Below are 26,370 nucleotides of genomic sequence, written 5' to 3' on the forward strand. Positions count from 1 at the left end.
GGATTGGGAAACCCGAATTAAAAAATTGGTGGATGGCAACCTTGAATTTACCTGCGAATTAAAATACGATGGTGCTTCCATAAGTTTAACTTATGAAAACGGTTTATTTGTAAAGGCTGTCACCAGAGGCGATGGTGTTCAGGGAGACAATGTAACTGCCAATGTTAAAACCATTAAATCCGTGCCTTTGCAATTGCAAGGGGATTATCCCGAAAAATTTGATATTCGTGGTGAAATTGTTCTGCCTTTTGAAGGCTTTCATAAAATGAACGAAGAGCGTATTGAAATAGGAGAGGAGCCTTACAGAAATCCAAGAAATACAGCTTCTGGAAGCCTGAAACTTCAGGATAGCAGTGAAGTAGCCAAAAGGCCTTTGGAGTGTTTGCTCTATAGCATTGTGGGAAACAATTTAAACATAAAAACACAATTTGAAGGTTTGGAAAAAGCACGTTCCTGGGGATTTAAAGTGCCACAAGCTGCCAAATTGGTACATTCCATAGATGGTGTTTTGGAGTTTATAAACTATTGGGACGAACATAGACATGCACTACCTTACGAAACCGATGGTGTGGTAATTAAGGTAAACAACTTGCAACAACAAGAAGAATTAGGGTATACAGCAAAAGCACCACGCTGGGCCATTGCTTATAAATTTAAAGCAGAACAAGTTTCAACCAGGTTAAACGAAATTACCTATCAAGTTGGCAGAACAGGTGCCATCACGCCTGTAGCCAATTTAGAGCCTGTAGAACTGGCTGGAACAACCGTAAAAAGGGCTTCCTTGCATAACGCAGACCAAATTGAAAAATTGGACATTAGGGTTGGCGATGAGGTTTTTGTTGAAAAAGGTGGCGAAATCATCCCTAAAATTATAGCTGTGGATTTGAGTAAAAGACCTGCAAACTCGGTGCCTACCCAATATATTACCAATTGTCCCGAATGCCATACCCAACTGGTAAGAACCGAAGGGGAAGCGCAACACTACTGTCCTAATTACAATGGGTGTAAACCACAAATTATTGGAAGGATACAACATTTTATTTCTAGAAAAGCCATGGACATAGAAGGTTTGGGAGGGGAAACAGTTGCCTTATTGGTAAATGAAGGCTTGATTCAGGATTATTCAGATTTGTATGAGCTTACCAAAGAACAGGTAATCCCATTGGAACGAATGGCAGAAAAAAGTGCCGAAAACTTAATTAAGGGAATCGAACTGTCCAAAGAGGTGCCTTTTGAACGGGTTTTATATGCTTTGGGAATACGATATGTAGGAGAAACAGTTGCTAAAAAATTGGCTAAACATTATAAAAGTATCGAAGCTTTAGCGAATGCCTCTCATGAAGATTTGATTCTGGTGGATGAAATTGGAGTTAAGATTGCCGAGAGCGTTGTCGAGTTTTTCAGTTCGGAAACAAATAGAGAGATTATCAACAGGTTAAAGAAATTTGGTGTACAGTTGGAAATTTCGGCAGAAAAACTAGCCAATCAAACCAACAAACTGGAAGGTAATATATTTGTTGTTTCTGGTGTGTTTCATACAGTTTCCAGAGACGAATTAAAAAAACTTATTGAGGATAATGGAGGCAAAGTGTCTTCTTCCATTTCTGGTAAAACCAACTATGTGGTGGCAGGAGATAATATGGGACCAAGTAAAAGGGAGAAAGCCGAAAAACTACAGGTAAACATCATTTCAGAACAGGATTTTTTAAACTTGCTTCAGTAAATGAAACACCTGATTTAAGTGTCGTTAAAGTGTGTTTTAATTGTCGTTTAATTGTGTTTTATTAGATATATTTGCACACATAAACTAACCACGACACAACTTTTAGATGACCATTTTTGCTTCGTATTTTGTCCTTTTGGAATTTTTTGATTTTAGTAAGGACTTCTTAATAGAAATGTTTATAGCACCTATTGTTACTGTGTTTTATCTTTTTAAAGTAAAAAACAAACCCACTTTTCTCAGTTTGTTTTTAATTACTTATTCCATTTCTGATATTATAAATTTTTTCGATCAGGAGAGTTATAACGAGCACATGTATTTTTTATGTAATGGCCTGTACATGCTTTCGTATGTGTTTTTATTTTTGGAATTGAATAAAACAGTGAACATGAAAGAGATTCTTAAAAAATTCCCCATTCATTTTGCGGTCCTGACTTTATTGAACATATACATTGTTTTTGTGATGGCTACAATTATCAATCCCATCACTTTTGAAACCGATCACATTGAATTTGTTAGGATTTTTGAACATGTTTACAATATTATCTTGTTAGGCTTGTTAAGCATGTCTTTTTTTAATTATCTGTTGAATGAAAACAACAAAGCTTTGCTTTTGTTTTCTGGATGTTTGGCTTTGACTTTTTTCGAATTTTTGCTGATAGGCTATTATTATCTTTCAGAAGAAATGAGCATAATCCGTATAGTTTCCATTTTATTGGAACTTTGTGCCTTTTTAATGTTCTATTTTTCGGCCACCATAACGTTTAAAAGCCATGCAGCTAATAATTATGAGGAATATTGATTTTAGGCAATAATGATAGCTAAACCTATTCTAGTCTCTTAGTGGTTTTTGTGTGATATTTCAGATTTAATGGTTTATAAAATTATTTAAAACTATTATAAATAAGCTTTATTTTATCGATAAAATGTATTATTTTTACGTTTAATTGTGTTTGTTGTATATATTTGCTTTCAAATGATGGATTATGAATCTAACTAAATCTAACATTCTCATAGCTATTATTATCTTGCTATGTTTTTCTTTTGCGCTGTTTCAGTTTCAAGAGGAATATTTTATTTCCGCTATATCAAAATCATTGATCGTACCTTTATTTACCTTATTGTATTTTATAAACGTAAAAAATAAATCGCCTTATTTTACCTGGTTTTTAGTGTTGTTTTCCATTTCAGATCTATCTTCATTTATGGGATATTATCTAAATACAACCAAAGCTTTGGACACATACTATATTTTAGGGAACACACTTTATATTGTTGCATACATTTTATTGATATTTGAAGTGGTAAAAGGTTTGAACGTAAAAAAAGTGATTAAAAACTACAAGCTGCATCTTTTGGTCTTGGGCTTGTTGAATGTTTATATCGTTTATGTGCTTTTAAACATTGTGGACCCTGTATTTAGCAATTCTTATTTGGTGTATGTGGAATTGGTTTACAATGTGGTCATGCTTTTGCTCTTAAGTTTTGCACTCATAGCTTATTTTTATAACGATAGCAAAAGGTCCCTGTTGTTTTTTTTAGGGTCTTTGTGTATTGTTTTTTCGGAGTTTATACAAATAGCCTATTTTTATATAGTGGATCAGGACATGCTTAATTTTACTTCTACAATCCTGTTTGTATTGGCCTTTAGTTTCTATTATTTTCATTCAAGAATCAGGAATGAAAAAACCTTTAAGTTGTTTACTTAAAAAAACTGAGGCTTATCTTCTGTTTTATGGTTTTCTTTCTTTTTGTTTAGGTTTATTAGATAATATTTTAACATACTTTTCGATGAACTGCACGTTAATATCGTTGTAATTGTATATATTTGAGTCAACCTACTTATGATTATTTACCGTGAAAGAATGGCTAAAAATTAGTTATAACAGAATTTTTTTATGCGTTCTGTTTTTACTTATCTTGTTAAACGTTTTTGCTTCCTATAGTGAAAACAGTTTGTTGTTACAAATTACAAAACCCTTGTTAGTTCCTGTTTTTGTTATGTTTTATTACATTAAAAACAAGTATGTAAACTTAGTGTTCGTGGTTTTTTTATTGCTCTCTTTTATTGGAGATTTTTCTTCGGTATTTGTGACCAATAATTCCGTAATGAAGTTTTCAAGCTTCATCTATTTTTTAAGTTATATCACGCTTATTGTGTACATTATATCCAAATTTAAGCGTATTAGGATAGATAAGGTTGTAGCAACCTATTTGTTAGTGGTTGTAAGCATAAACTCTTATTTTTTATATGAATTGTTTGGAATTTTAAAAACACTCATCATAGATGCAACAGAAGTGAATCTGTTTGCTTTAAAAAGTGTGTCTTTAATAGCTTTGACCTTTATGTCGTTTGTGGCTTATTTAAATGCAGATACCAAACAGTCCATTTTGTTTTTGTTTACTACCTTGTGTTTTGTGTTTTCTGATGTGCTGCACTATATAAGCAATTATTATATCTACAATTGGAGTTTTGTAATGTTGGACCATGTGCTGCATATAATAGGCCTGTTCTTCTTGTTCAATTTCATGATAGGAGAGAACAGACTGCGCAAAAAACAATTGGTCTTGGAACGAAGCAGTTCTAAAGCATTGGAAACAGAAGATACAAGCTTGGTACTATCTAGACAATAATGGAAGTTCCGTTGGCTGTTTTGTTTCTGTCGGAATCAAAATAAAAATCAATACGTCCTAAATTAATTCCATAACAACCTACTTGGTTTACAAGGGTGTTTTTACCCTCAGCATTTTTGGTGATTGTTGGTTTGGGTAGAAAGGTATGGGTATGGCCACCAATTATCAAATCGATATGCTTTGTTTTTTCTGCAAGTTTTAAATCGCTAGGTTTTTCTGGGTCGTTACTGTAATTATAGCCTAAATGCGATAAACAGATCACCAAATCGCACTGTTCGTCTTCTTTAAGGATACGACTCATGTCCTGGGCAATTTCAATAGGGTTTAAATAAACGGTTTCTTTGTACAGGTTCTTTAATACCAAGCCATCCAATTTAATCCCAACACCAAAAACACCTATTTTAATGCCATCTTTTATAAACACTTTGTATGGTTTTACATGTGTGTCCAAAATGGTATTTGAAAAATTGTAATTGGCGGAAAGAAAATCAAACTCTGCATGTGGCAATTGGGCATACAGTCCATCAATCCCATTATCAAAATCATGATTCCCAATCGTGGCTGCATCATATTTTAATTTGCTCATGAGCTTAAATTCCAGTTCACCACCATAATAATTAAAATATGGCGTGCCTTGAAAAATATCTCCAGCATCCAACAATAAAGTGTTGGTGTTTTCATTTCGAATGGCCTGAACCAAACTGGCTCTTCTAGCAATCCCTCCTTTATTTGGGTTTCTGCCATCTTCAGGACCAAATGGATCTATATGGCTATGGACATCGTTGGTGTGTAAAATGGTAATGTGCTTGCTTGCATTGGCAGCTGTAAACGACGGTAAGGTAAGTCCTCCCAAAGTTATCAAGGCTGTTGCGGCTGTGGATTGCTGAATAAAATCTCTTCTTTTCATGGGCTTTGAAAATATTTTGGATGCTTATTGGTCTAATTTTATAAATCTATCATCAATCACTGGATTAATAGTGTCTGTTTTGTAAAAATAATCCAATAAGGCATTTCTAATCTTATAATTTAAGATATACAGACTGTCGCTGGGCTTAAAAAAATCCATCCCATCGCCACCATTGTACAAATAATCGTTTGTGGCCACATAATAAATTTTGCTCGTGTCTATGGATTTGTTATTGATTCTGGCATCAACCAATTGGTAGTTTGTATCGACTGTTAGATTTAATTTTGAAATAGGATGTGCTCTTTTCGCAGCAACTAAATAATCGACTAAATCGTTAACCTGCGATCCTTTAATGGCAGCAACCACCACGCTGTTTTCAAAAGGCATGATTTCAAAAGCTGTTCTGGTGGTAATATCACCTTTGGAAATAATGGAACGGATACCACCATGGTTTACCAGGACCATATCAATATCTTTTCCGGTTCGTTTTTTAAAAACGGGATTGGATTGTTCGTAAATCACATCGGCAAATAAGTTTCCAATGGCAGTGTTAAGTTCACCATCGCTTTTGGAATAAGTGGCTACAGCATAACTTATAACACTGTCCAAGTCCTTGTTTATGTGTTCCCTGTAAGGCTTGACAAAAGCTTCAATACCAGCATCTGTTTCCAAGCTGTCTGTAATGGCAATTTGTTTGCCTTCAATTCTTGTTAAGTGTTGCGTTTCTTGCTTGCAAGAAAACATGAAAGCTATAAAAAAAAGCGTAAATAAAGGCTTAAAATTCATGATGAAACATCTGGGTTTTAATAATTTTTTGTGTGTACTTTTACTACCTTTGTAACAAAGTATAAAGATATAATGATTTTAAAGGGTTTAAAAGAAAAATCTATTAAAAAGAATTTAAATAGTATTTTAAACAATCGGGAAGCAGATTTTAATTCCAATAAAATTGAAAGCATGGGAATTATTATAAATGCTGATGAAACCCAAGATTTGGAAGCCATTAAAACCATAGCCACAGCTTTACAAATTAGACCCAATAAGTTAAGGATCATTGCGTTTACAACATCAAAAAAAGAAGTGACTTATTCCTGGGAAACCTGTTTCAACCCTAAAGATTTTACCTGGAACGGTAAAATTAACAATGTGGAACTGCAAGGTTTTTTGGATACGGAATTTGATGTATTGATAAGCTATTATTCCAAGGATGTTTTGGAGTTGAAATATTTAACTGCAGCTTCCAAAGCCCATTTTAAGGTTGGGATTTTTCAATTGGACAAGCGCTTTAACGATTTGATAATTAAAACAGAATTAACGAACATTGAAGCTTTTAAGGCTGAATTAACCAAGTACTTAAAAGTACTAAACAAATTTAACACATGAAAAACAAATTAACTGGTCTGGGGATAGCAATTGTAACACCTTTTAAGGAAGACTTAAGCATAGACCATGAGGCGCTTGCCAAAATTGTAAATTTCAATATTGAAAACGGAACAGATTATATAGTAATAAGTGGCACAACCGGAGAAAGTGTTACCATAACCAAAGAAGAAAAAAAAGCTGTTATCGATACCATAGTGACCGCAAATGCCAACAGAGTGCCTTTGGTCTTGGGTATAGGAGGAAACAATACAGCGCAGTTAATTGAAGAAATCAATTCTACCGATTTTTCACACATAACTGCTATTTTATCTGTTTCTCCTGCTTACAGCAAACCAACCCAAGAAGGAATTTATCAACATTTTAAAGCCATCTCCTTGGCATCGCCCAAACCTATTGTTTTATACAATGTTCCAGGCAGAACGGCGTCTAACATGTTACCGGAAACAGTTATCAAATTGGCTACAGAATGCAATAATATTGTAGGTATAAAAGAAGCTGCAGGAAATATGTCGCAATATTTTCAATTAATAAAAAATAAACCAGAAGATTTTTTAATCATCTCAGGAGATGACGATTTGGCTTTGCCTGTAACCCTAGCAGGTGGTGCAGGAGTTATTTCGGTAATTGGTCAGGCTTTTCCGGAGAAGTTTTCAAAAATGATTCATTTAGGCTTGGAAGGGAATGCTAAAGAGGCCTATAATCTTCACTATCAGTTTTTGGATATTATCTCTTTAATTTTTGCTGAAAACAATCCAGCAGGAATAAAAGCTGTTTTAGAGCGTTTAAAGTTGTGTAAGGATACTGTAAGATTACCACTTGTGGTAGCTTCAAATGCCTTAAAAACAAAGATAGACCATTTTGTAAATACATTTTAAAAAAGTTAAATTATACTTAAACCTGATATAAAGCCTGTTTAAGCAATTATTTTAGCTGAAAATAATATTTTTAAAATCCATTATAATAGCTTAATTTTGCCTCCTGTTTAAAAATTATGAAGAAACTTTTTTATTTATTTATAACATTCACTGTTTTAAGTTCTTGCAGTCCATATCAACAAGCACTGAAAAAACCAGATATTGCAGAGAAATTTAGAGTTGGTGAAGAAATGTATAACAAAGGGAAATTTGCCAAAGCAAATAAATTGTTTGCTCAAATAGTTCCAAATTATAGAGGAAAGCCTCAAGCCGAAAAGCTTATGTTCCTGTACTCCAAGTCTTTTTATGAAATGAAGGACTACTATCTGGCAAGTTATCAGTTTGAGAGATTTGCTTCGGCTTACCCTCAAAGTGAAAAAGTGGAAGAAGCTGCGTTTTTAAGTGGAAAAAGTGCTTATATGTTATCTCCTGTTTATTCCAAGGATCAAACAGAAACTAGGGATGCCATAGAAAAATTACAAGGGTTTATAAATCTTTATCCGGAATCGGAGTTTTTACCGGAAGCCAGTAAATTGGTTCAGGAACTGGATTTTAAGTTAGAGAAAAAAGCCTTTGAAATTGCTAAGCAATACAATAAAATTGCTGGTTATACAGGGGATTATGATGCCTCGATAAAAGCGTTCGATAATTTTATATTGGATTTCCCGGGTTCTAGCTTTAGGGAAGATGCCTATTACTACAAACTGGATTCAGCTTATCATTTGGCAATGAACAGTATTGAATCCAAAAGACAAAATCGTTTGGAAAGTGTAAAAGCGCACTATAATAACTATAAAAAAAATTACAGCAATTCTGAGCGTATGGAAGACGCCAACAAAATGTTGGAAGACGTTACCAAAGAATTGGAAAAATACAGTACTAAAAGCTAAATACAATACAATGGATTTAAAAAAAATCAAAGCTCCTGTTAATACCATTACTTACAATAGAAATAAAATAGACGAAGCCACTGGAAACATCTATGAGTCTATTTCTATTATTTCTAGAAGAGCAGAGCAAATTAATTCTGAAATCAAAAAAGAATTAATAGAAAAGCTTGAAGAATTTGCTACATTTAACGATAGTCTGGAAGAGATTTTCGAAAACAAGGAACAAATAGAAGTTTCTAAATTTTACGAAAAATTACCTAAACCTCACGCTTTGGCAGTGCAGGAATGGTTAGATGGTAAAATTTACTACAGAAACACAGAAGAAGACACAAAAGCATAATATGTCAATACTAAGCGGCAAAAACATACTTTTAGGCATTAGTGCTGGTATTGCTGCTTATAAATCTGCTTCATTGGTTCGGCTGTTTATAAAAGCTGGGGCCAATGTTAAAGTGGTAATTACGCCATCTGCAAAAGATTTTGTTACGCCGTTAACACTCTCCACCTTATCCAAAAACCTTGTACATTCAACTTTTGTGGACGATGTGGACAGCGAGCTATGGAACAACCATGTGGAATTGGGTCTTTGGGCAGATGTTTTTGTTATTGCTCCTGCTACGGCAAACACCTTGTCCAAAATGGCCAATGGTGTTTGCGATAACTTATTGTTGGCAACCTATCTTTCTGCAAAATGTCCTGTTTATGTTGCTCCAGCTATGGACTTGGATATGTACAAACATCCAACCACCAAACAATCGTTTGAAAAACTGGAATCCTATGGAAACACTATCATTCCAGCAACCAGTGGCGAACTGGCCAGTGGTTTGATAGGGGAAGGACGTATGGCTGAACCTGAAGATATCCTTTCCTTTATGGAAAACGATATATTAAAGAAATTGCCTTTACGTGGTAAAAAAGTACTCATTACTGCTGGACCAACTTACGAGGCTATAGATCCTGTGCGATTTATAGGAAATCATTCCAGTGGAAAAATGGGCTTTGAAATCGCTAAAGCTTCAGCAAATCTTGGAGCAGAAGTTATATTAATTTCGGGTCCAACACACTTGTCCATTGCCCATAGCCTGATACGGGTTGTCTCGGTAACTTCAGCAGAAGAGATGTATCAAGAAACCCATAAGTATTTTAAAGATATGGACATAGCTGTTTTAGCTGCAGCTGTTGCAGATTATAAACCAGTAGAAATAGCCAATCAGAAAATAAAAAAGGCAGATACCACGTTAACATTACAGTTGGAAAAAACAAAGGATATTTTAGCCTCCTTAGGTGTCATTAAGAAAAAGCAATTATTGGTTGGTTTTGCCTTAGAAACGGAAAATGAACTTGAAAATGCAAAAGCAAAACTAAAAAAGAAGAATTTAAATTTAATTGTATTAAATTCGTTACAAGATAAAGGCGCAGGTTTTAAAACCGATACCAATAAAGTAACCATTATCGATAATAAAGATACGGTTACCGAATATAAACTCAAGTCGAAAGCAGAAGTGGCAAAAGACCTTCTAAACGAAATTATAAAACAATTGCATGGGTAGGATTCTAGTATTTTTAATATGGTGTAGTAGTGTTGCAACTTACGCACAGGAGTTAAACTGTAACGTAGTGATTAATGCAGAGCAAACTGGTAATAGCAATTTGCCTGTATTCAAAACCTTGGAAAAGCAAATTTTTGAATTTGTAAACACCACAAAATGGACCAATAAGGAGTTTACCAACCAAGAACGTATAGAGTGTTCCATGTACATTAATGTAACCGATTATGCTGGAGATGTGTTCAATGCCACCATACAAGTACAATCTTCCAGACCTGTTTATGGGTCTTCTTATACCACACCTGTTCATAACGTAAACGATAAGGATTTTACGTTTAGGTATCTGGAATTTCAAAACATGGTTTACAATCCCAATGCTTTTGAATCCAATCTAATTTCTGTACTGGCTTTTCATGTATATATGATTTTAGGGATTGACGCTGACACGTTTGAACTTAATGGAGGTGATACCTATTTCAAACAAGCTCAAAATATTGTAAATTATTCCCAAGGTCAGAACAGTAAAGGTTGGCAACTAAGCGATGGCACACAATCCAGATATGTGTTGGTGGATAATATGTTATCTCAAACCTTTGAAGCTTACAGGGAGGTTATGTACCAATATCATAGAAATGGTCTTGACCTCATGCACCAAGACCAAAAACAAGCCAAATCTAATATTGCGAATGCTTTGGTAAGCTTGGAAGCCATGAATAGAGTGAGGCCCAACTCGTTTATCCTGAGAACTTTTTTTGATGCCAAGGCCGACGAAATTCAAGATATCTTTAGCTCTGGACCTAGTGTGAGCATCGATAAACTTGTGGATGCACTTAACAATGTGGCACCTATGTATTCCAGTCAATGGCGAAATATCAAGTACTGATATTTTAGTCCTTAAATGTGATATTTAGACATAACATTTCTTGAAATTACTTACCTTTAACCTAAATTCTAGAAATACCATTGATCACTTCTTTATCCATAAAAAATTATGCTTTAATAGATAGCCTTCAGGTGCAATTTAACCAAGGTTTTTCTATTATTACTGGCGAAACTGGAGCCGGAAAATCCATTTTATTGGGAGGTTTGTCCTTAATTTTGGGAAAAAGGGCAGACTTGAGCAGTATAAAGGACACTTCTAAAAAATGTATCATAGAGGCTGTTTTTGATGTTACCAATTACAAACTTGAAAGCTTGTTTGAGGCAAACGATCTGGATTATGAACCACAAACCATCATAAGAAGGGAAATTTTGCCAACAGGAAAATCCCGAGCCTTTATTAACGACTCTCCAGTAAACCTAACTGCGCTCCAACTTTTGGGCGAACAACTGATAGATATTCACTCCCAACATGAAACCCTTCAGTTGGTGGACGATGCATTTCAGTTTGAAATAATAGACGCCTTGGCCAGTAATGACACCTTGTTAAAAGACTATGCCATTCAGCTCAAGGAGTTTAAAACCATTCAAAAAGAATTGGACACCTTGATGAAATTTAAAGCTGAAGCTATCAAGGAGTATGATTATAATTCCTTTTTATTAAAAGAATTAACCGAGGCCAATCTGGTGGAAGGCGAATTGGAAACTCTTGAAGAGGAACTCGAAACCCTTAGTAATGTTGAGGAAATTAGGGAAACCTTATCGCATGCTTCTCAAGTGTTCAGTGAAGAGGAGATAGGCTTGCTCTCTGTGTTGTCCCAACTAAAGGGCAATTTTAAGAAAATAGGGCCTTATGCTGCTAAATATCAAGGATTATATGAAAGAATTGAAAGCAGTTTGATTGAATTGGACGATGTGTATGCTGAATTGGAAAAACTTCAGGACCAATTGGATGCAGACCCAGAACGTTTGGAAAAGGTAAGTTCCAAATTGTCATTGCTTAACAATCTATTTCAGAAGCACTTAGTTTCTTCGGTTTCAGAATTGATACAAATCAAAGATCAACTCACGGACAAGGTATCAGAAACAGAAAACCTGGATGAAAACATTCAGAAAAAAGAAAACCAATTACAACAACAAAAGAACGCTCTAAACAAACTGTCCAAGCAGTTGCACGATAACCGAACCAAAGCCATTCCAGAATTGTCAAATCAGCTGGAAACTATGTTACGGGATTTAGGCATGCCCAATGCCAAGTTTAAGATGTCCTTGAAATACAGCGACACCTTTTACGCCAATGGTAAGGACGAATTATCCTTTTTGTTTACTGCCAACAAAGGAGGGCAATTCAATGAGTTAAAAAAAGCAGCTTCGGGAGGCGAATTGTCTAGGATCATGCTGGCCATTAAATCCATTCTCTCCAAATACAAACAGTTGCCAACCATTATGTTCGATGAAATAGACTCAGGGGTTTCAGGGGAAATTTCAAATAAAATGGGACAAATCATGTTGCAAATGAGTCAGTACATGCAAGTATTTGCCATTACCCACATACCACAAATTGCAGCAAAAGGCAATACCCATTTTAAAGTATTTAAGGAAGATGTAGATCAGGTAACACTTACAAACCTAAAAAAATTAAATCACGACGAACGTTTGGTGGAAATAGCACAAATGTTGGGAGGTGTTGAAATTTCCTCATCTGCCATGGCACATGCCAAGCAATTGCTCAATTAAAAAAAGAAAAAGTTTAAGATTTAAGATTAAAGTTTTATTAACTTTGACTTTTAAAGAAAGTAACACCAAACAAAAATAACTAGCGATATGTCATACAACTTATTAAAAGGAAAAAGAGGAATTATATTTGGAGCGCTTGATGAAAATTCCATTGCATGGAAAACTGCCGAACGTGTTCATGAAGAAGGAGGTACTTTTGTACTCACCAATGCACCTGTAGCTTTGCGTATGGGGCAAATTAATGCCTTGGCTGAAAAAACAGGATCTCAAATTATTCCTGCTGATGCCACATCCCTGGAAGATTTGGAAAATTTGGTTGAACAATCCATGGAGATTTTAGGGGGCAAATTGGATTTTGTTTTGCATTCTATTGGAATGTCTATCAATGTTAGAAAAGGAAATGCTTACACAGACCAAAATTATGATTGGACCCAAAAAGGAACCGATATTTCGGCTATGTCTTTCCATAAAGTTATGCAAACCTTATATAAAAAAGACGCTATGAACAGCTGGGGAAGTATTGTAGCCTTAACTTACATGGCTGCACAGCGTGTGTTCCCAGATTACAACGATATGGCAGATAATAAAGCATATCTAGAGAGTATAGCACGTAGTTTTGGTTATTTCTTTGGAAAAGACAAAACAGTTCGAGTGAACACCATTTCACAATCGCCAACACCTACAACGGCAGGAAGTGGCGTAAAGGGCTTTGATGGATTTATTGCTTATGCCGATAAAATGTCTCCTCTAGGAAATGCCACAGCTTTGGATTGTGCCAATTATACGGTTGCCATGTTTAGCGATCTTACCAAAAAAGTGACCTTACAAAACCTATTCCACGATGGCGGCTTTAGCAATGTAGGTGTGAGTAACGAGGTTATGGAGGCGTTTATTAAAGGAAGCGAATAAGACTTATGCAAGCTATAAAATAAGTTTAAAAAAAAGAGTCATATTATTTGACTCTTTTTTTTTTAAACATAAGTATATCCTTTACAAACGGTCTAAAATGTTACTGAAAAGCCAATGTAATGCTGTCAAGTAATGTATTGGATTCTTTTTAAAACCTGTAAAGTTATTTTAGAACGGGTCACCTCAATGGCTGGTATATGGCTTAAGTATGGCTCAAGTATGGATAATGTATAGAGAATGTATGGAGAGTGTATGGAACCTGTACAATCAATTTAGGTTTAAAAAGTAGTATTGTATCACAATGTCAGAATGTATCTAATAACCACCTATAAAGCTATTTTAGGACGGGTCATTTTTTTATACACAACTTAAATAATGGCCACTTTTTTTTGGACTTTAAGAAAAAAAAAGTATCTTAATCTTTCAAAGTCCACTTCATTAGGTCAATACAGGTTATGCCTGTTTGCAACCGCTCTAAACCCTTATAAATAAAGACCTGCTTAGGGGTTCAGCCGTAGCTCCTTCGGGTCTACTTCGGGTTTACTTCGGGTCTACCTCGGGGTAACCTCGGGTCAAAATCGACTAAACCACATATCTAGCCAATGGTTACCAAACTTAACGTGGTGAAACCAATCAATTTGCTAAGCGTCATGATGTATTATAATTTGAAAATGATTTTAAGTGTCATTTCCTTTTAATACATTTATGGAGCTTAAAATAGGAAATGGAACAACTCAATCAAATTATTTCAGACTTCGCATCTTACGCTTGGGGTTTGCCTTTATTGCTCCTGCTAATTGGTGGAGGCTTGTACTTGCTTATTTTCTCCAGGTTTTTACCCTTTAGGTATCTTGGTCATGCTTTTCAGGTATTACGGGGCAAATACAACAACCCTAACGATGCTGGTGAAATAACACATTTTCAAGCCTTAACAACAGCCTTGTCTTCTACCATTGGGATGGGGAATATAGCAGGTGTGGCTGTGGCCATTTCCATTGGTGGTCCTGGAGCCGTGTTCTGGATGTGGATCAGTGCCGTTGTTGGCATGAGTACCAAATTTTTTACCGCTTCTTTAGCGATTATGTATCGTGGAAAAGACAGTCATGGCAACATTCAAGGTGGTCCCATGTATTTTATTGTCGAAGGACTGGGGAAGAAATGGAAACCATTGGCTGTGTTTTTTAGTTTGTGTGGCTTGGTTGGCGCATTGCCGGTTTTTAATGTGAATCAATTAACACAAGCCATTAACGATATTTTATTGGAGCCCAATGGCGTTGCAGTCGGATTTAATTCCAATCTCATCATAGGCGTAGTTTTGGTTATTGTAACCTCCATGGTGATACTTGGAGGCTTAAACCGAATCAGTAAAGTGGCCTCCAAAATGGTGCCCAGCATGGTACTGCTTTATTTTGTGTTGGTCCTCTTTATTCTAATGGTGAATATTGATGTGGTGCCAAAATACTTCCTAATGATATTTACAGATGCCTTTACAGCCACAAACTTTAAAGGCGATTCTTTTCTGGGTGGTGTTGTTGGTGGTCTAATCCTTTTGGGTATCAGACGTGGTGCGTTTTCAAACGAAGCAGGAATCGGGACAGCACCAATGGCGCATGGGGCAACCAAAACCAACGAACCCGTTCGTGAAGGCTTGGTGGCCATGTTGGGCCCAGCCATAGATACCTTGGTGGTTTGTACCTTAACGGCTTTGGCTATTTTGGTAACAGGCGTCTGGCAATCTACAAATGCCAATGGAGTGAGTTTAACAGCGTCGGCTTTTGCTGAGGCCATGCCTGGAATAGGAACATATTTGTTACTGCTCTGTATCACTGTATTTAGCGTTTCTTCTTTATTCTCATACTCCTATTATGGAACCAAGTGCATGTCCTTTCTCTTTGGGGCAGACCATAAACATTACTATAATTACCTATATATTGCCAGTATCATCATGGGAGCAACAACCTCTTTGGCAATGATGATTAACTTAATTGATGGCTTTTTTGCCTTAATGGCCATCCCAACCATGACAGCAACTTTAATCTTGGCACCAAGGGTCACTAAAGAAATAAAATTGTATTTTAGAAGACTTGAAAACGAAAACAAACAATAACGGTTTTTAAACCCAAACACTTCAAATCGCGACAGTAAACCAAAAAACAATGAGTAATTACCACATCAAACATTTAGAGGAATATTATCAAGTATATAGAAAATCGGTTCGGGAACCAGAGAACTTTTGGGAAGAAGTCGCCGAAGAACATTTTCTATGGCGTAAAAAATGGAATCACGTATTGCGTTGGGATTTTAACAAGCCCGAAGTAAGCTGGTTTGAAGGAGCCGAATTGAACATTACAGAAAATTGTATAGATAGGCACCTGGCAACCAGAGGCGACAAAACAGCCATTCTTTTTGAGCCTAACAATCCCGAAGAGGGGGCAGAGCACATTAGTTACAGACAACTGTATCATCGGGTGAATAAAATGGCAAACGTGTTAAAGTCAAAAGGCATCCAAAAAGGCGACAGGGTTTGTATTTACGTACCCATGATCCCAGAACTGGCCATTGCTGTTTTGGCCTGTGCCAGAATTGGAGCCATACATTCTGTGGTATTTGCCGGCTTTTCTTCTACTGCTTTGGCAACCCGAATTAACGACTGCGATTGCAAGATGGTCATCACAGCCGACGGTTCCTATCGTGGAGCCAAAACAATAGATTTAAAAGGCATTGTAGACGATGCCTTGGAACAATGTCCTGGTGTGGAAAGCGTTTTAGTGGTAAAACGTATTGCTAGTGATATTTCTATGAAAGAAGGTCGTGACGAATGGTTGCAACCTCTTTTAGATGCTGCTTCAGACCAATGTCAAGCCGAATTGATGAAAGCCGAAGACCCTTTGTTTATTTTATATACCTCTGGTTCTACTGGGCTACCAAAAGGCATGGTGCATACCATAGCAGGTTATATGGTTTTTACGGCCTATACCTTTAAAAATGTCTTTCAGTATCGGGAAAACGATGTGTATTGGTGTACGGCAGATATTGGCTGGATCACCGGACACAGTTATATTGTGTATGGGCCTTTAACCAATGGCGCTACTTCGGTGCTGTTTGAAGGGGTGCCACATTATCCGGATTTTGGACGCTTTTGGGACATCGTGGATAAGCACAAAGTGAACCAGTTCTATACGGCTCCTACCGCCATTAGGGCTCTAGCCAAACAAGGGTCGGAGTTGGTGGACAAATACAATTTAAGCTCTTTAAAAGTCTTGGGGTCTGTTGGTGAGCCTATAAACGAAGAGGCTTGGCATTGGTATAACGATAATGTGGGGAAAAAGAAAAGCCCTTTGGTGGATACCTGGTGGCAAACCGAAACAGGAGGCATCATGATTACGCCCATTCCTTATGTAACACCTACAAAACCTACCTATGCCACCTTACCTTTTATAGGCATCCAACCTGCCTTGATGGATGAAACAGGCCAGGAGCTTAAAGGCAATCAGGTGGAAGGTCGTTTGTGTATTAAATTCCCTTGGCCTAGTATGGCACGTACCATTTGGGGCAACCATCAGCGTTATAAGGATACCTATTTTTCAGCTTTTGAAGGTAAATACTTTACTGGAGATGGTGCTTTAAGAGATGAGGTTGGTTATTACCGAATAACAGGCAGAGTAGACGATGTGATTATTGTATCTGGTCACAACCTAGGTACGGCACCAATTGAAGATGCTATTAACGAGCATCCAGCCGTTTCAGAATCTGCCATTGTAGGATTCCCTCACGATGTAAAAGGGAATGCGCTTTATGGTTATGTAATATTAAAGGATACCGGAGAAAGTAGGGATCCAGATAATTTGCGCAAGGAGATCAACCAGATCATTACAGAACATATTGGACCCATAGCTAAATTAGATAAAATTCAGTTTACACAAGGCCTTCCCAAAACCAGAAGTGGAAAGATCATGAGACGTATCTTGCGTAAGATAGCAGAAAAAGACACCTCTAATCTAGGGGATATTAGTACCTTATTGAATCCCGAAGTGGTACAGGACATTATGGATCAAGCCTTATAAGGTATCTAACACCAGATGTAGCTGTCTGTTTTTAGGTGAATAGCATGCATCATATTAAAAAGACTCCCTGAAAACGTGCAATGCTAGATAAAATGTACCCATCGCGTTTCAGAAAGTCTTTTTTAATTTAAGGTTGTTTGTCTACTAAGACTTTACAATGTCATGCTCCCAAAATGCGCCACTTATGTCGGTGAGCCTCAAGGTATAGCTTCCTTTGTTTAAGTGGGTCAAGTTGTCACTTTCCAAATGCAGCCTAGCCTTGGCACCCAAAGGAACTATCAAACTATGTGTGCCTGGTTTTATTTTAGCAACATAATAATTATAAATACTCTTCTTATTTAGTTGCGCTAGGTCTTCTTGTGCATATTTCAAAACGGATTTATTGTTTTTATCAACTAACTCAATTGCTATAACCCAAGACCCATAAACATCAACGCCTTCTGTTCTAAACACATCAAAAGAAAGTGTGGAATTTTCAATTTTTCCTTCCGTAATTTCCAGTTTCGGTTTTACGGACTTATTGTGAAGTGTGCCCCAAACACCACCGTGAAATACCTGATTGGTCATTAAGGTCATCCCAAGAATGAATATGGACCCTATTAATACTACTCTAGGGAAAATACTGTCCTTAATGGGAATGACGCCAGAACCAAGCCAAGCAAACCATTTCTTTCTGCTTATTGAAACATTAGTTTTAATCAGGTAATTGTCCAACGAATATTTTCCACTTCCTGTTAAGAATAGAACAAAACCTGTAGCTATTCCTAAAATCCCTATTTGCCATTCGTCAAGACACGTTGTGCCAATCCAGCCCGAGCCTAAAAGGATGCCCATTGCCAAACCAAACACGCCAATGCTCATCATTCGGGTAAACAAACCAAACATAATCAACAAGCCAACTATACCTTCAACTATTGTAAAAATTACCATATTGATCCAAAGCATATCGGGGTTCTCTACTAAATATTGAATAATGGGTTTTATGCCCAAGGCATTGGGTAAAAAGGCATTGAATTTTTCTCCAATATACCCAGCTCCTTCCGGGTCAAGTTTATTTTCCAAGGCTACACGTCGCCAAAAGGCCGAAAAGTAAGTCCAACCTACTACAAGTCTTAGTGCTAAGGCCAACAGGCCCGAATCGTTCTTTATATTTATGTCTTTCATTTTTTGCTGTTTAAATAGTTATAGTGATAAACCCTTTTTTGGTAAGTTGAAACCCATCCAGAATCCCATTTTCAGTTACTTCCATGGTTTTAGGGATGTCTTTGGGGTCTATTTCAAACTTTTTTAACGACAGTCCACATACAAAGACTTTCAGGTTCTGTTCTTTTGCTTGTTTAGCGAGCGAAAGAAATTCATTGTCTTTTATAATCCCTTGAACGGTTTTGCCACAAAAAATCACATAGAACTCACCGTAATCATTGCCATCTTGCTTTGCAAGTTCGGCTGCTGTCTGCATGACGGGTTTAAGCTGTTGTATGTTCTTTGAAAGCACCAAATAATTAGTCTTTTCAGGGTGAATGGTTTGTGCTTGGGTAGTTTCTATTCCCAATAGGACCAATAGCATTGTGATGATTGATATATTTTTCATTGTTTTTTTAATTTTATGTTTGAATTTAGAGTGAAAAAAATAAGACCTCCCAGAATAGCAATATTCTTAAACAAAGGTCCTAAAGTGGCCGTTTGACCAACTTGTATGGTTAATGTAATAAGGATCAAAACGGCCATTAAAATGATAGCCGAAATTCTTGTTTTAAAGCCTACTAATAAGGCTATCCCAGCAAGTAGCATAGCCATGCCTGAAAGTACCACTGCAATTTCAGCTGTTCCTAATACATGGGCAATAAAACCAAAATTGGCGGCTTCTATTCGTTTGACTGTTTGCTCCAGTTTAAAAAAGTGACTTGTACTTGCCACAATAAAAATTAAACTTAGCATGATGCGAAGTATCACTACAGACCTGTAGCTCACTTCAAGGGTTTTTTCTTGTAGCTTCATTGTTATGTGTAATTGATTCTTAAATACAGTTGTATAAATGTTTCGTTTTATAAGAAATAATCAATTACGAATAGACCAGGATGTTTTGATATAAAATGTAAAGAGGTGTGGAAGGAATCGGTTTGGATGTACTGATTCGAATAGCATTTGTAGCCTTTGATTGAATTGGGGAATGAAAAGCAAATAACTTCTCATTAAAAAAAATGTCAACTGTTTTTGTAACGGGTGTTGAAGACGCATGCTTAATTTCGGCAACATCAAAAGCCACACAACCTGTTGTGGAAATAGTGGTTTGACTCTTATTTAAAACCGTGGTTTGTGGCAAGCCTACTTGTGCCTGGATAACATTCCTTATTTTGCAAGGAGACAGCAATAAGAGACAAGCCAATCCAAAAACGGACAGTATAAGTTTTAGGTTTTTTGTTTCCAATGTGGCTTTCATAGCTACAAAAATAGGATTTATACCATAGGATATTGTTATAGTTTTCTTAATATCCCATCGGTGTTTTTTAAAAGAACAACTTAGCTGTTTATTATGGCTTTAGGTAGATAAGTAAGTATTGCACAGGAACAAAGCAAACACCTGCTTTCCTTTGGGTTTGGCACTAAAATAAGCATTTATTATTTACAGAGATGTGGGTAGGTTTTTATAGGTTTAATTTGTCCATAACAATTTTTTCAAGTTCATTTTGTTTGAATTCAAACCATAGGTTCCTAAAATCAGAGGTTTCGATTGAATACTTGAAGTTTTGAAAGGGTTTTTTATTGTGTAAAGCCTTTTCTAAATCTAACTTCAATTGATTTTCGGGCATTTGGTTAACAAACCTTTCCATAATTTTAAACGACTCAAAACCCTCTAGAACCTCAATTTTTATATAATCAGATTTGTTTTTAGATACTTTTTGTAAATCAGCTTTAAAAGCTTCTTGAAATTCTTCTTCGTCCGCTTTCAGTGAGAAATTCGGAATACTTATAATTTCATCGGTTTTAGGGTTAAAATAAGAATCTAATCCACAATTCAGATTCTGGGCTATTTCTTTAGTTATTTTTGTCTCCATAGATACTCCATAGATACTCCATGGATAGTGTATGAGAGCCAGCGTTTTTTCTTACAAATTAGTTGTGGCTTTAATAAAACATGAGATTTTTTATAGATTCAAGTATTTCAACTTAAAAATATTACACTTTATCGATTTATCTGAATTAACACTTCGTTAACTAAATATTATCAATATTTTTAGAATCTAATCAATAAATTAATTAATTAATATGAAAAAAATTACGTTTTTATTAGTTGCCATGCTTGCCTTTTGTTGGCAAGGGCATGCGCAATCAACAGCGACTCAGAATTTTGGTACAAACGGTACTGATTCTGCTCCAACTGTTTTGACTATTAATGTAGGTGACATTACAGTTAATAGTGGGCAACCATTGCAAGCAGTTTCTTTAGGGACTTTTACATCACATTATAGTTCTCCAACAGGAGGTACAACATATTGTGGAAACTGGTATGCTTTCGATTTAGCGGTTACTGGTGGTGTAGCAGATGGAACTTCTATAGCTGCTGGATGTGATGCGGACTTTAATGGTCTTGATGTAACAGGATTTACAACCATTACTCTAACAAGTAATGATATTGATGCATATTCTGATACAGTTTATTTTGATATCGATCTGGATATTACCTATCTAACACCTTCATGTACACCTGCAGTATCAAACAGCGAAACAGAAATGCCAGATTGTGGGAATTCACAATTTAGTATTGATGTTGATATTGCTTCAGTTGGAGATGGCACTGTTATTACCGATGGTTTAGGAGGTTCATTCCCAATTGTGGCAGGAACAGTAACAGCTGGGCCTTATGCAAGTGGAACAAATGTAACTCTTACAATGGAACATTCAGATCCAGCTTGTAATTTCCCTTTAGGGAATTTTCAGTATTTCTGTCCTCCATCTAATATCGATTGTGCTAATGCCACACCAATGGTTTGTGGTGATACTATAAATGCAAGTTCTGTTGGTTCTACAGGAAATCAAGAAGGAAGTGGTTGTTCTATAGGAGATAACGGTATTTGGTTTACTTTTACTGGTACTGGTGGTGATATGACTGTAGAATCTACAGCTAGTTTCGATCATGAAATGGCAATTACAAGTGGTGCTTGTGGTAGTTTAGTAAATATAGTTTGTGATGATGGTAGTGTAGGTATGGAAACCCATACGTTTACATCTTCTCCAGGAGAAACTTATTTTGTGTATATTGCCCATTATGCATCAGGTAATACAACTACAGGAACAATTGATGTGACATTAACCTGTGCTGCAATTCCAACGTGTTTTGAAGCAACAAACCTAGATGTTACAGTGCTTCCTGGCGATACATCTGCAACCCTATCTTGGGATGTGGAAGGTAGTGCAACTGCAGGTTACAATTGGGTTGTAATGAATGAATTTGATGATCCAGATGTAGATACACCAGTTGCTTCAGGTTCAACAGCAGTTGGAGTAACAACAGATACAGCTACTGGTTTAACAGCTGGGAATGACTACGATTTTTATGTACAATCCAATTGCGATACCAATGGGTTGAGTACTTGGGCTGGTCCTTTTAGTTTTACTTCTTTAACACCACCAGCAAACGATACTTGTGCCAGTGCAGAAGTAGCTCCTGTAGGGTTGGGTTCTTGTGGAACGTCAGTAACAGGACATAATGCTGGAGCAACCGATTCTGGTGTCGCTCAAGCAGGTTGTGCAACAGCTACTTATTCTGGAGGTGATGTATGGTACACATTCGATATGCCAGTTGGTGAAACAGAGTTGGTTTATACGAGATCGGCTTCTGTATTTTCTACAACTCAAGTAGAGTTATATAGTGGTACTTGTGGTGCTTTAGTTGAAGAAGGATGTACAACCTCTGCTACAGCAAGTTTTACAGGATTAACTTCTGGAGCTACTTATTATTTAAGAATATACGATTGGGGTAATAACGATATTGGTTCGTTTACTTTTTGTTTAAACACACCACCAACCTGTTATGATCCAAGTAACCTAAGTGCTGCATTTGTAGCTCCAAATTCAGCTGATTTAAGCTGGGATGCGCCAACGCAAGGAACCGCACCAACGGCATACAATTGGGAAGTAGTACCAGCTGGTAATGGTCAAGGTAATGGCATAGTAGATTCAGGTAGTGCTGCAGGTTTAACTGCAACAGCTACAGGCTTAACAGCAAATACCTTATATGATTTTTATGTGCAATCCGATTGTGGTGGTGGAGATACAAGCTCTTGGGCAGGTCCATTTACTTTCAATGCTGGTTATTGTATCCCTACAGGAACTAGTTCTAGCTCATATATAGATAATTTCACGACTACTGGAGCAGCAGGCATGAATATTGATAATTCGGCTTCAGGATTTGCTACGGGTAATTATGGTGATTATTATAGTACGCATTATGTAGAACTTGCATCTGATCAGAATTTTGATTTCAGCGTTGGAATTGTGGGAGGTACTGTAGGTGCTGCTATTTGGATTGATTGGAATAACGATTTTGTTTTTGATCTATCTGAAGTGGTTTACTCTACCACAAGTTTTGGTAATGGACCGTTTACAGGTACAATTACTGTTCCTAATGGTACTGCAAATGGAGATTATAGAATGAGAGTGTTGATTGATTGGAATGATTCAAATCCAGGGGATGATGATGCTTGTTCATTTGGCTCTGGAAGAGGAGAGGTAGAAGATTATAAGATTACAGTTGATAACTCTTTATCTGTTGCAAATCTTGAAATATCTCAATTTACCTATTTCCCGAACCCAGTTAACAACACCTTATCTTTAAGAGGTGTAAAAGACATTCAAAATGTAGCTGTTTATAACATGTTAGGTCAAGAAGTACTACGTACGGCTCCTAACACCGTTAATAGCGATGTGGATATGTCTGGTCTTCAATCAGGTACGTATTTTGTTAAAGTGATGATTGAAAACACAACCAAAACCATTAAGGTGATTAAAAAATAAGCCTTAATCATAATTAACTAATACCAAAAAACCACTCATAAAGAGTGGTTTTTTTATTTTAATCGTTTTAAAACGTCTTTTGTCGATTTGTAGGAATTTTGAAACTAAATTGCCTATGTTTTTTATATTTTTAGATTTAATCTATTAAATACATAAATTTTCATGAAAAAAATTACATTTTTAATTTATGCTTTCATTTTTTGTTTCAGTTCGTGGACTTATGGACAATACTTAAATGAAGGATTTGAAACTTCTGTACCACCAGCAGGTTGGACAGCAAACATTACAAATACGGGAGGACCAACCTTAACTTGGGGGCAAGCAGCAAACCCACATACCGGCTCCTATAGTGCTCAAGTGGAATATGATCCAGCTTTGGTGCCTCAAAATGAGGATTTGATTTCTCCAGTTTTGGATTTAACATCGGCAACCACCCCCAGATTGAGATTTTGGTTCAATATGAGTTATTACTGGGCAGTGGATCCTAATGATAATTATGATTTTAATGTAAGCATCACAGATGGAACTACTACTACACCTCTTTGGTCTGAAACAGATTTAGGCCTTTTTACCAATTGGGTTTGGTATGAAATCACAATAGATTTAAGTGCCTATGCAGGAACCAACAACATGCAGTTGGTGTTTAATTATACAGGTGTTGATGGTGCCTCACTAACCTTGGACGATGTGTTGGTGGAAGAAACTCCTACTTGTTTGCCTGTTACAGATTTAGCAGCCAGCGTTACTTACACTAGTGCTAACTTAAGTTGGACAGACCCAAATGGTGCTACTGCATGGAATATAGAATTGGGAGCTGCTGGTTTTACACCAACCCAAACCCCTACTGAAACAGGCGTATCTAATCCACATACAGTAGGTAGTTTAACCGCAAACACTGCTTACCAATATTATGTGCAAGCAGATTGTGCCACAGATGGCACAAGCACATGGGCTGGCCCTTTTGAATTTTACACAGGATATTGTACTTCAGTGCCAACTTCCATAGACGGAAATGGTTTGGGAGATATTGTTCTTGGTGCTACTACCTTTAACAGCTCTGGAGATGTTACATACGAAGATTATACGGCAACAACCGTAGATTTAGGTCAAGGAGTAACTGCCAATTTAATGATCACCTATCAAACAGGCTATACGTATGAAACCTATGTGTGGATAGACTTTAATGATAATTTAATTTTTGATGATACGGAATTAGTGTATTCCGGAACCTCTTTGGCAGATAACCCAACTACTTTAGATGCGTCATTTGTGATGCCAGCTTCTGCTTCATTAGGCACTCATAGAATGCGAATTGGAACTTCAGATTTCGGTCAAACACCACCAGACCCATGCTATAGTGGCGGTTGGGGAGTTACAGCAGATTTCAATGTGAATATAGTAACGCCTGCATGTTCACCTCCAGTAGCTACGGCTGCCGTGAATGCCGATTGTGATAATTTACAATATTATGTGGATGTAAATGTAACTGATTTAGGGGATGGTACCCCAATCATTACAGATGGAACCTCCACTTGGACAGTAAGTGGTTTAGGAGTTACTCAAGCTGGACCTTTTGCCGACGGGACTACTGTTACTTTAACCTTGGAACACGGTTCTGATGGTGTATGCGATCTTCCATTGGGGACTTTTAGTAATTATTGCCCAACAGAGTGTGCCGAAGAACCAATTTGGCCTACAAATGGGGAAACAGGTGTAGACCCTTTTGGAACTATTACCATGACTTGGACAGCTCCTTCAACAGGAATTACACCTACTTCATATAATATTTATATTGGGTTCATGCCAGATGGAAGTGATTTATTCTTATTTGACAATACAGTTGATACCTTTTTTGAAGCTACTGTAGGTGCGACGGATTCTACAATTTACTGGTCTATAGTGCCATTGAATGGAACAACAGAAGCAACCGGTTGTGCGCTATGGAGCTTTACTTCAGGACCTGCTCCAGGATATTGCTTGACGGCAGATTGGGGTCAATACCCAGGGAGTACTTTTACACCATCAACCTGTGATGGTACAACGCCTAACGATATTGTTACCGATGGTTGGGGAGGTGAATACTCTGTAGTAGCTGTAACTTCTGGTGTAACATACCAGTTCAATAGTTCCATTGCTACCGATGTTATCACTATCAGTGCAGATGGTGGAGCTACCGTTGCAGCATATGGTGTAGGCTCTGTTACTTGGACAGCTACAACAACAGGTGCCGTTAATTTTTACACGCATCCAGACGATCAATGTGGTAGTGATACTGTTGGAAGAACCAGATCTGTGCTTTGTGGAGGGGATTTATCTGTTGAAGATTATGCTATCAGCAATATGCTGACTTATTATCCTAACCCAGTTATAAATACACTTACATTAAATGGTGTTAAAACCATTCAAGATGTAGCTGTATACAATATGTTGGGTCAAGAAGTATTACGTACAAAACCAAATACGGTTCAAGCTGAAATAGAAATGTCTCATTTACAAGCAGGAACTTATTTTGTGAAAGTAACTGTAGAAAATTCAAACAAAACCATAAAAGTGGTTAAGAAGTAAGTTTGTAATTTTTTAATATAATTTTAAAAAGCCACTCAAACGAGTGGCTTTTATTTTTTGGTTTAGCTACATTTGTTATATGCAATTACAGTTTTCATTTATCATACCTGTATTTAATCGTCCAGACGAAATAGAAGAGCTATTAACAAGTTTTACAAAACTTGAAACAGCTTTAAATTTTGAAATTGTGATAGTGGAAGATG

General features: G+C 36.7%; 24 protein-coding genes. 17 read left to right on the plus strand and 7 right to left on the minus strand.

Features of this window, described 5'->3' with window-relative positions:
- The 4 genes from ligA to AACY93_RS11315 form a co-directional block, all read left to right on the plus strand.
- Window positions 1-1,723 (plus strand): NAD-dependent DNA ligase LigA (gene ligA, locus AACY93_RS11300; protein WP_339612008.1); only part of this gene is annotated, 1,723 nt, incomplete at its 5' end.
- A 106-nt stretch (window positions 1,724-1,829) separates the two neighbouring features.
- Entirely contained in the window at window positions 1,830-2,525 is a 696-nt protein-coding gene (locus tag AACY93_RS11305; RefSeq protein ID WP_040492332.1) for a hypothetical protein, read from the plus strand.
- Between the two features lie 184 nt (window positions 2,526-2,709).
- Window positions 2,710-3,432 (plus strand): hypothetical protein, encoded by a 723-nt coding sequence (locus tag AACY93_RS11310; protein WP_287006264.1) that lies wholly within the window; start codon window positions 2,710-2,712, stop codon window positions 3,430-3,432.
- A gap of 334 nt (window positions 3,433-3,766) precedes the next feature.
- Complete coding sequence (locus tag AACY93_RS11315) at window positions 3,767-4,357, plus strand: hypothetical protein (protein WP_339612010.1); 591 nt, start codon at window positions 3,767-3,769, stop codon at window positions 4,355-4,357.
- Here AACY93_RS11315 and AACY93_RS11320 read toward each other — a convergent pair.
- Together AACY93_RS11320 and AACY93_RS11325 are read right to left on the minus strand one after the other, a co-directional pair.
- Entirely contained in the window at window positions 4,347-5,264 is a 918-nt protein-coding gene (locus AACY93_RS11320) for a metallophosphatase (RefSeq protein WP_287006269.1), read from the minus strand. The two genes, AACY93_RS11315 and AACY93_RS11320, sit on opposite strands and share 11 nt — an antisense overlap.
- Window positions 5,265-5,288: 24 nt before the next feature.
- Complete coding sequence (locus AACY93_RS11325; RefSeq protein ID WP_287006270.1) at window positions 5,289-6,050, minus strand: 5'-nucleotidase; 762 nt, start codon at window positions 6,048-6,050, stop codon at window positions 5,289-5,291.
- A 72-nt stretch (window positions 6,051-6,122) separates the two neighbouring features.
- Here AACY93_RS11325 and AACY93_RS11330 point away from each other — a divergent pair, with 72 nt between their 5' ends.
- The 10 genes from AACY93_RS11330 (at window position 6,123) to acs (ending at window position 17,587) form a co-directional block, all read left to right on the plus strand.
- Window positions 6,123-6,647, plus strand: a complete 525-nt coding sequence (locus tag AACY93_RS11330; RefSeq protein WP_287006271.1) for a hypothetical protein — start codon at window positions 6,123-6,125, stop codon at window positions 6,645-6,647.
- Window positions 6,644-7,522, plus strand: coding sequence for a 4-hydroxy-tetrahydrodipicolinate synthase (gene dapA, locus AACY93_RS11335; protein WP_287006272.1), 879 nt, complete (start codon window positions 6,644-6,646; stop codon window positions 7,520-7,522). Before AACY93_RS11330 ends, dapA begins: the two co-directional genes overlap by 4 nt.
- Window positions 7,523-7,638: 116 nt before the next feature.
- Window positions 7,639-8,451 (plus strand): outer membrane protein assembly factor BamD, encoded by an 813-nt coding sequence (bamD, locus tag AACY93_RS11340; RefSeq protein WP_007650886.1) that lies wholly within the window; start codon window positions 7,639-7,641, stop codon window positions 8,449-8,451.
- Between the two features lie 10 nt (window positions 8,452-8,461).
- Window positions 8,462-8,791, plus strand: coding sequence for a DNA-directed RNA polymerase subunit omega (locus AACY93_RS11345; protein ID WP_007650888.1), 330 nt, complete (start codon window positions 8,462-8,464; stop codon window positions 8,789-8,791).
- A 1-nt stretch (window position 8,792) separates the two neighbouring features.
- Window positions 8,793-10,001, plus strand: coding sequence for a bifunctional phosphopantothenoylcysteine decarboxylase/phosphopantothenate--cysteine ligase CoaBC (gene coaBC, locus AACY93_RS11350; RefSeq protein ID WP_287006273.1), 1,209 nt, complete (start codon window positions 8,793-8,795; stop codon window positions 9,999-10,001).
- Window positions 9,994-10,881, plus strand: coding sequence for a DUF4835 family protein (locus tag AACY93_RS11355; protein ID WP_040492337.1), 888 nt, complete (start codon window positions 9,994-9,996; stop codon window positions 10,879-10,881). Before coaBC ends, AACY93_RS11355 begins: the two co-directional genes overlap by 8 nt.
- A gap of 80 nt (window positions 10,882-10,961) precedes the next feature.
- Window positions 10,962-12,614: a DNA repair protein RecN gene (recN, locus tag AACY93_RS11360; RefSeq protein ID WP_287006275.1), complete on the plus strand. Its 1,653-nt coding sequence runs from the start codon at window positions 10,962-10,964 to the stop codon at window positions 12,612-12,614.
- A gap of 87 nt (window positions 12,615-12,701) precedes the next feature.
- Window positions 12,702-13,523: an SDR family oxidoreductase gene (locus AACY93_RS11365; RefSeq protein ID WP_287006276.1), complete on the plus strand. Its 822-nt coding sequence runs from the start codon at window positions 12,702-12,704 to the stop codon at window positions 13,521-13,523.
- A gap of 724 nt (window positions 13,524-14,247) precedes the next feature.
- On the plus strand, window positions 14,248-15,630 hold the full coding sequence (locus tag AACY93_RS11370; RefSeq protein WP_286854964.1) for an alanine/glycine:cation symporter family protein: 1,383 nt from the start codon (window positions 14,248-14,250) through the stop codon (window positions 15,628-15,630).
- Window positions 15,631-15,655: 25 nt separating this feature from the next.
- A complete protein-coding gene (acs, locus tag AACY93_RS11375) occupies window positions 15,656-17,587 on the plus strand; it encodes an acetate--CoA ligase (protein ID WP_286855001.1) in 1,932 nt (643 codons plus the stop codon).
- A 144-nt stretch (window positions 17,588-17,731) separates the two neighbouring features.
- Here acs and AACY93_RS11380 read toward each other — a convergent pair whose 3' ends face one another.
- The 5 genes from AACY93_RS11380 to AACY93_RS11400 all read right to left on the minus strand — a co-directional run bounded on the left by AACY93_RS11380 (window position 17,732) and on the right by AACY93_RS11400 (window position 20,643).
- Complete coding sequence (locus AACY93_RS11380) at window positions 17,732-18,751, minus strand: TQO small subunit DoxD (RefSeq protein WP_287006278.1); 1,020 nt, start codon at window positions 18,749-18,751, stop codon at window positions 17,732-17,734.
- 10 nt (window positions 18,752-18,761) lie between these two features.
- Window positions 18,762-19,178, minus strand: coding sequence for a DsrE family protein (locus AACY93_RS11385; protein ID WP_287006280.1), 417 nt, complete (start codon window positions 19,176-19,178; stop codon window positions 18,762-18,764).
- Entirely contained in the window at window positions 19,175-19,585 is a 411-nt protein-coding gene (locus tag AACY93_RS11390) for a DoxX family protein (protein ID WP_287006282.1), read from the minus strand. The genes AACY93_RS11385 and AACY93_RS11390 overlap by 4 nt, the downstream gene beginning before the upstream one ends.
- Before the next feature lie 64 nt (window positions 19,586-19,649).
- Window positions 19,650-20,027 carry a hypothetical protein gene (locus AACY93_RS11395; protein ID WP_287006283.1) on the minus strand — a complete coding sequence of 126 codons (378 nt, stop codon included), beginning with the start codon at window positions 20,025-20,027 and terminating at the stop codon, window positions 19,650-19,652.
- Window positions 20,028-20,232: 205 nt separating this feature from the next.
- The gene (locus AACY93_RS11400; RefSeq protein WP_287006284.1) at window positions 20,233-20,643 is read right to left on the minus strand and encodes a UPF0158 family protein; all 411 of its coding nucleotides are present in this window, start codon (window positions 20,641-20,643) and stop codon (window positions 20,233-20,235) included.
- A 211-nt stretch (window positions 20,644-20,854) separates the two neighbouring features.
- On the opposite strand from AACY93_RS11400, the gene AACY93_RS11405 reads away from it, so the two are divergent.
- The 3 genes from AACY93_RS11405 to AACY93_RS11415 all read left to right on the plus strand — a co-directional run.
- Window positions 20,855-23,602, plus strand: a complete 2,748-nt coding sequence (locus AACY93_RS11405; protein ID WP_287006285.1) for a GEVED domain-containing protein — start codon at window positions 20,855-20,857, stop codon at window positions 23,600-23,602.
- A 162-nt stretch (window positions 23,603-23,764) separates the two neighbouring features.
- Complete coding sequence (locus AACY93_RS11410; protein ID WP_287006287.1) at window positions 23,765-26,167, plus strand: GEVED domain-containing protein; 2,403 nt, start codon at window positions 23,765-23,767, stop codon at window positions 26,165-26,167.
- Between the two features lie 79 nt (window positions 26,168-26,246).
- On the plus strand, window positions 26,247-26,370 hold a 124-nt coding region (locus AACY93_RS11415), incomplete at its 3' end, for a glycosyltransferase (RefSeq protein WP_287006288.1).

The sequence above is a fragment of the uncultured Xanthomarina sp. genome (assembly GCF_963971605.1).
Lineage (GTDB): Bacteria > Bacteroidota > Bacteroidia > Flavobacteriales > Flavobacteriaceae > Xanthomarina > Xanthomarina gelatinilytica.

Bases quoted from the DNA above. Each gene is read 5' to 3' on its own strand.
- AACY93_RS11395 (WP_287006283.1), bottom strand. From the start codon at position 20,027: ATGAAAGCCACATTGGAAACAAAAAACCTAAAACTTATACTGTCCGTT.
- AACY93_RS11305 (WP_040492332.1), top strand. From the start codon at position 1,830: ATGACCATTTTTGCTTCGTATTTTGTCCTTTTGGAATTTTTTGATTTT.
- AACY93_RS11410 (WP_287006287.1), top strand. From the start codon at position 23,765: ATGAAAAAAATTACATTTTTAATTTATGCTTTCATTTTTTGTTTCAGT.
- AACY93_RS11345 (WP_007650888.1), top strand. From the start codon at position 8,462: ATGGATTTAAAAAAAATCAAAGCTCCTGTTAATACCATTACTTACAAT.
- dapA (WP_287006272.1), top strand. From the start codon at position 6,644: ATGAAAAACAAATTAACTGGTCTGGGGATAGCAATTGTAACACCTTTT.
- AACY93_RS11390 (WP_287006282.1), bottom strand. From the start codon at position 19,585: ATGAAGCTACAAGAAAAAACCCTTGAAGTGAGCTACAGGTCTGTAGTG.
- coaBC (WP_287006273.1), top strand. From the start codon at position 8,793: ATGTCAATACTAAGCGGCAAAAACATACTTTTAGGCATTAGTGCTGGT.
- AACY93_RS11370 (WP_286854964.1), top strand. From the start codon at position 14,248: ATGGAACAACTCAATCAAATTATTTCAGACTTCGCATCTTACGCTTGG.
- AACY93_RS11355 (WP_040492337.1), top strand. From the start codon at position 9,994: ATGGGTAGGATTCTAGTATTTTTAATATGGTGTAGTAGTGTTGCAACT.
- AACY93_RS11380 (WP_287006278.1), bottom strand. From the start codon at position 18,751: ATGAAAGACATAAATATAAAGAACGATTCGGGCCTGTTGGCCTTAGCA.
- AACY93_RS11325 (WP_287006270.1), bottom strand. From the start codon at position 6,050: ATGAATTTTAAGCCTTTATTTACGCTTTTTTTTATAGCTTTCATGTTT.
- AACY93_RS11310 (WP_287006264.1), top strand. From the start codon at position 2,710: ATGAATCTAACTAAATCTAACATTCTCATAGCTATTATTATCTTGCTA.
- AACY93_RS11330 (WP_287006271.1), top strand. From the start codon at position 6,123: ATGATTTTAAAGGGTTTAAAAGAAAAATCTATTAAAAAGAATTTAAAT.
- AACY93_RS11385 (WP_287006280.1), bottom strand. From the start codon at position 19,178: ATGAAAAATATATCAATCATCACAATGCTATTGGTCCTATTGGGAATA.
- AACY93_RS11405 (WP_287006285.1), top strand. From the start codon at position 20,855: ATGAAAAAAATTACGTTTTTATTAGTTGCCATGCTTGCCTTTTGTTGG.
- AACY93_RS11365 (WP_287006276.1), top strand. From the start codon at position 12,702: ATGTCATACAACTTATTAAAAGGAAAAAGAGGAATTATATTTGGAGCG.
- bamD (WP_007650886.1), top strand. From the start codon at position 7,639: ATGAAGAAACTTTTTTATTTATTTATAACATTCACTGTTTTAAGTTCT.
- AACY93_RS11400 (WP_287006284.1), bottom strand. From the start codon at position 20,643: ATGGAGACAAAAATAACTAAAGAAATAGCCCAGAATCTGAATTGTGGA.
- AACY93_RS11320 (WP_287006269.1), bottom strand. From the start codon at position 5,264: ATGAAAAGAAGAGATTTTATTCAGCAATCCACAGCCGCAACAGCCTTG.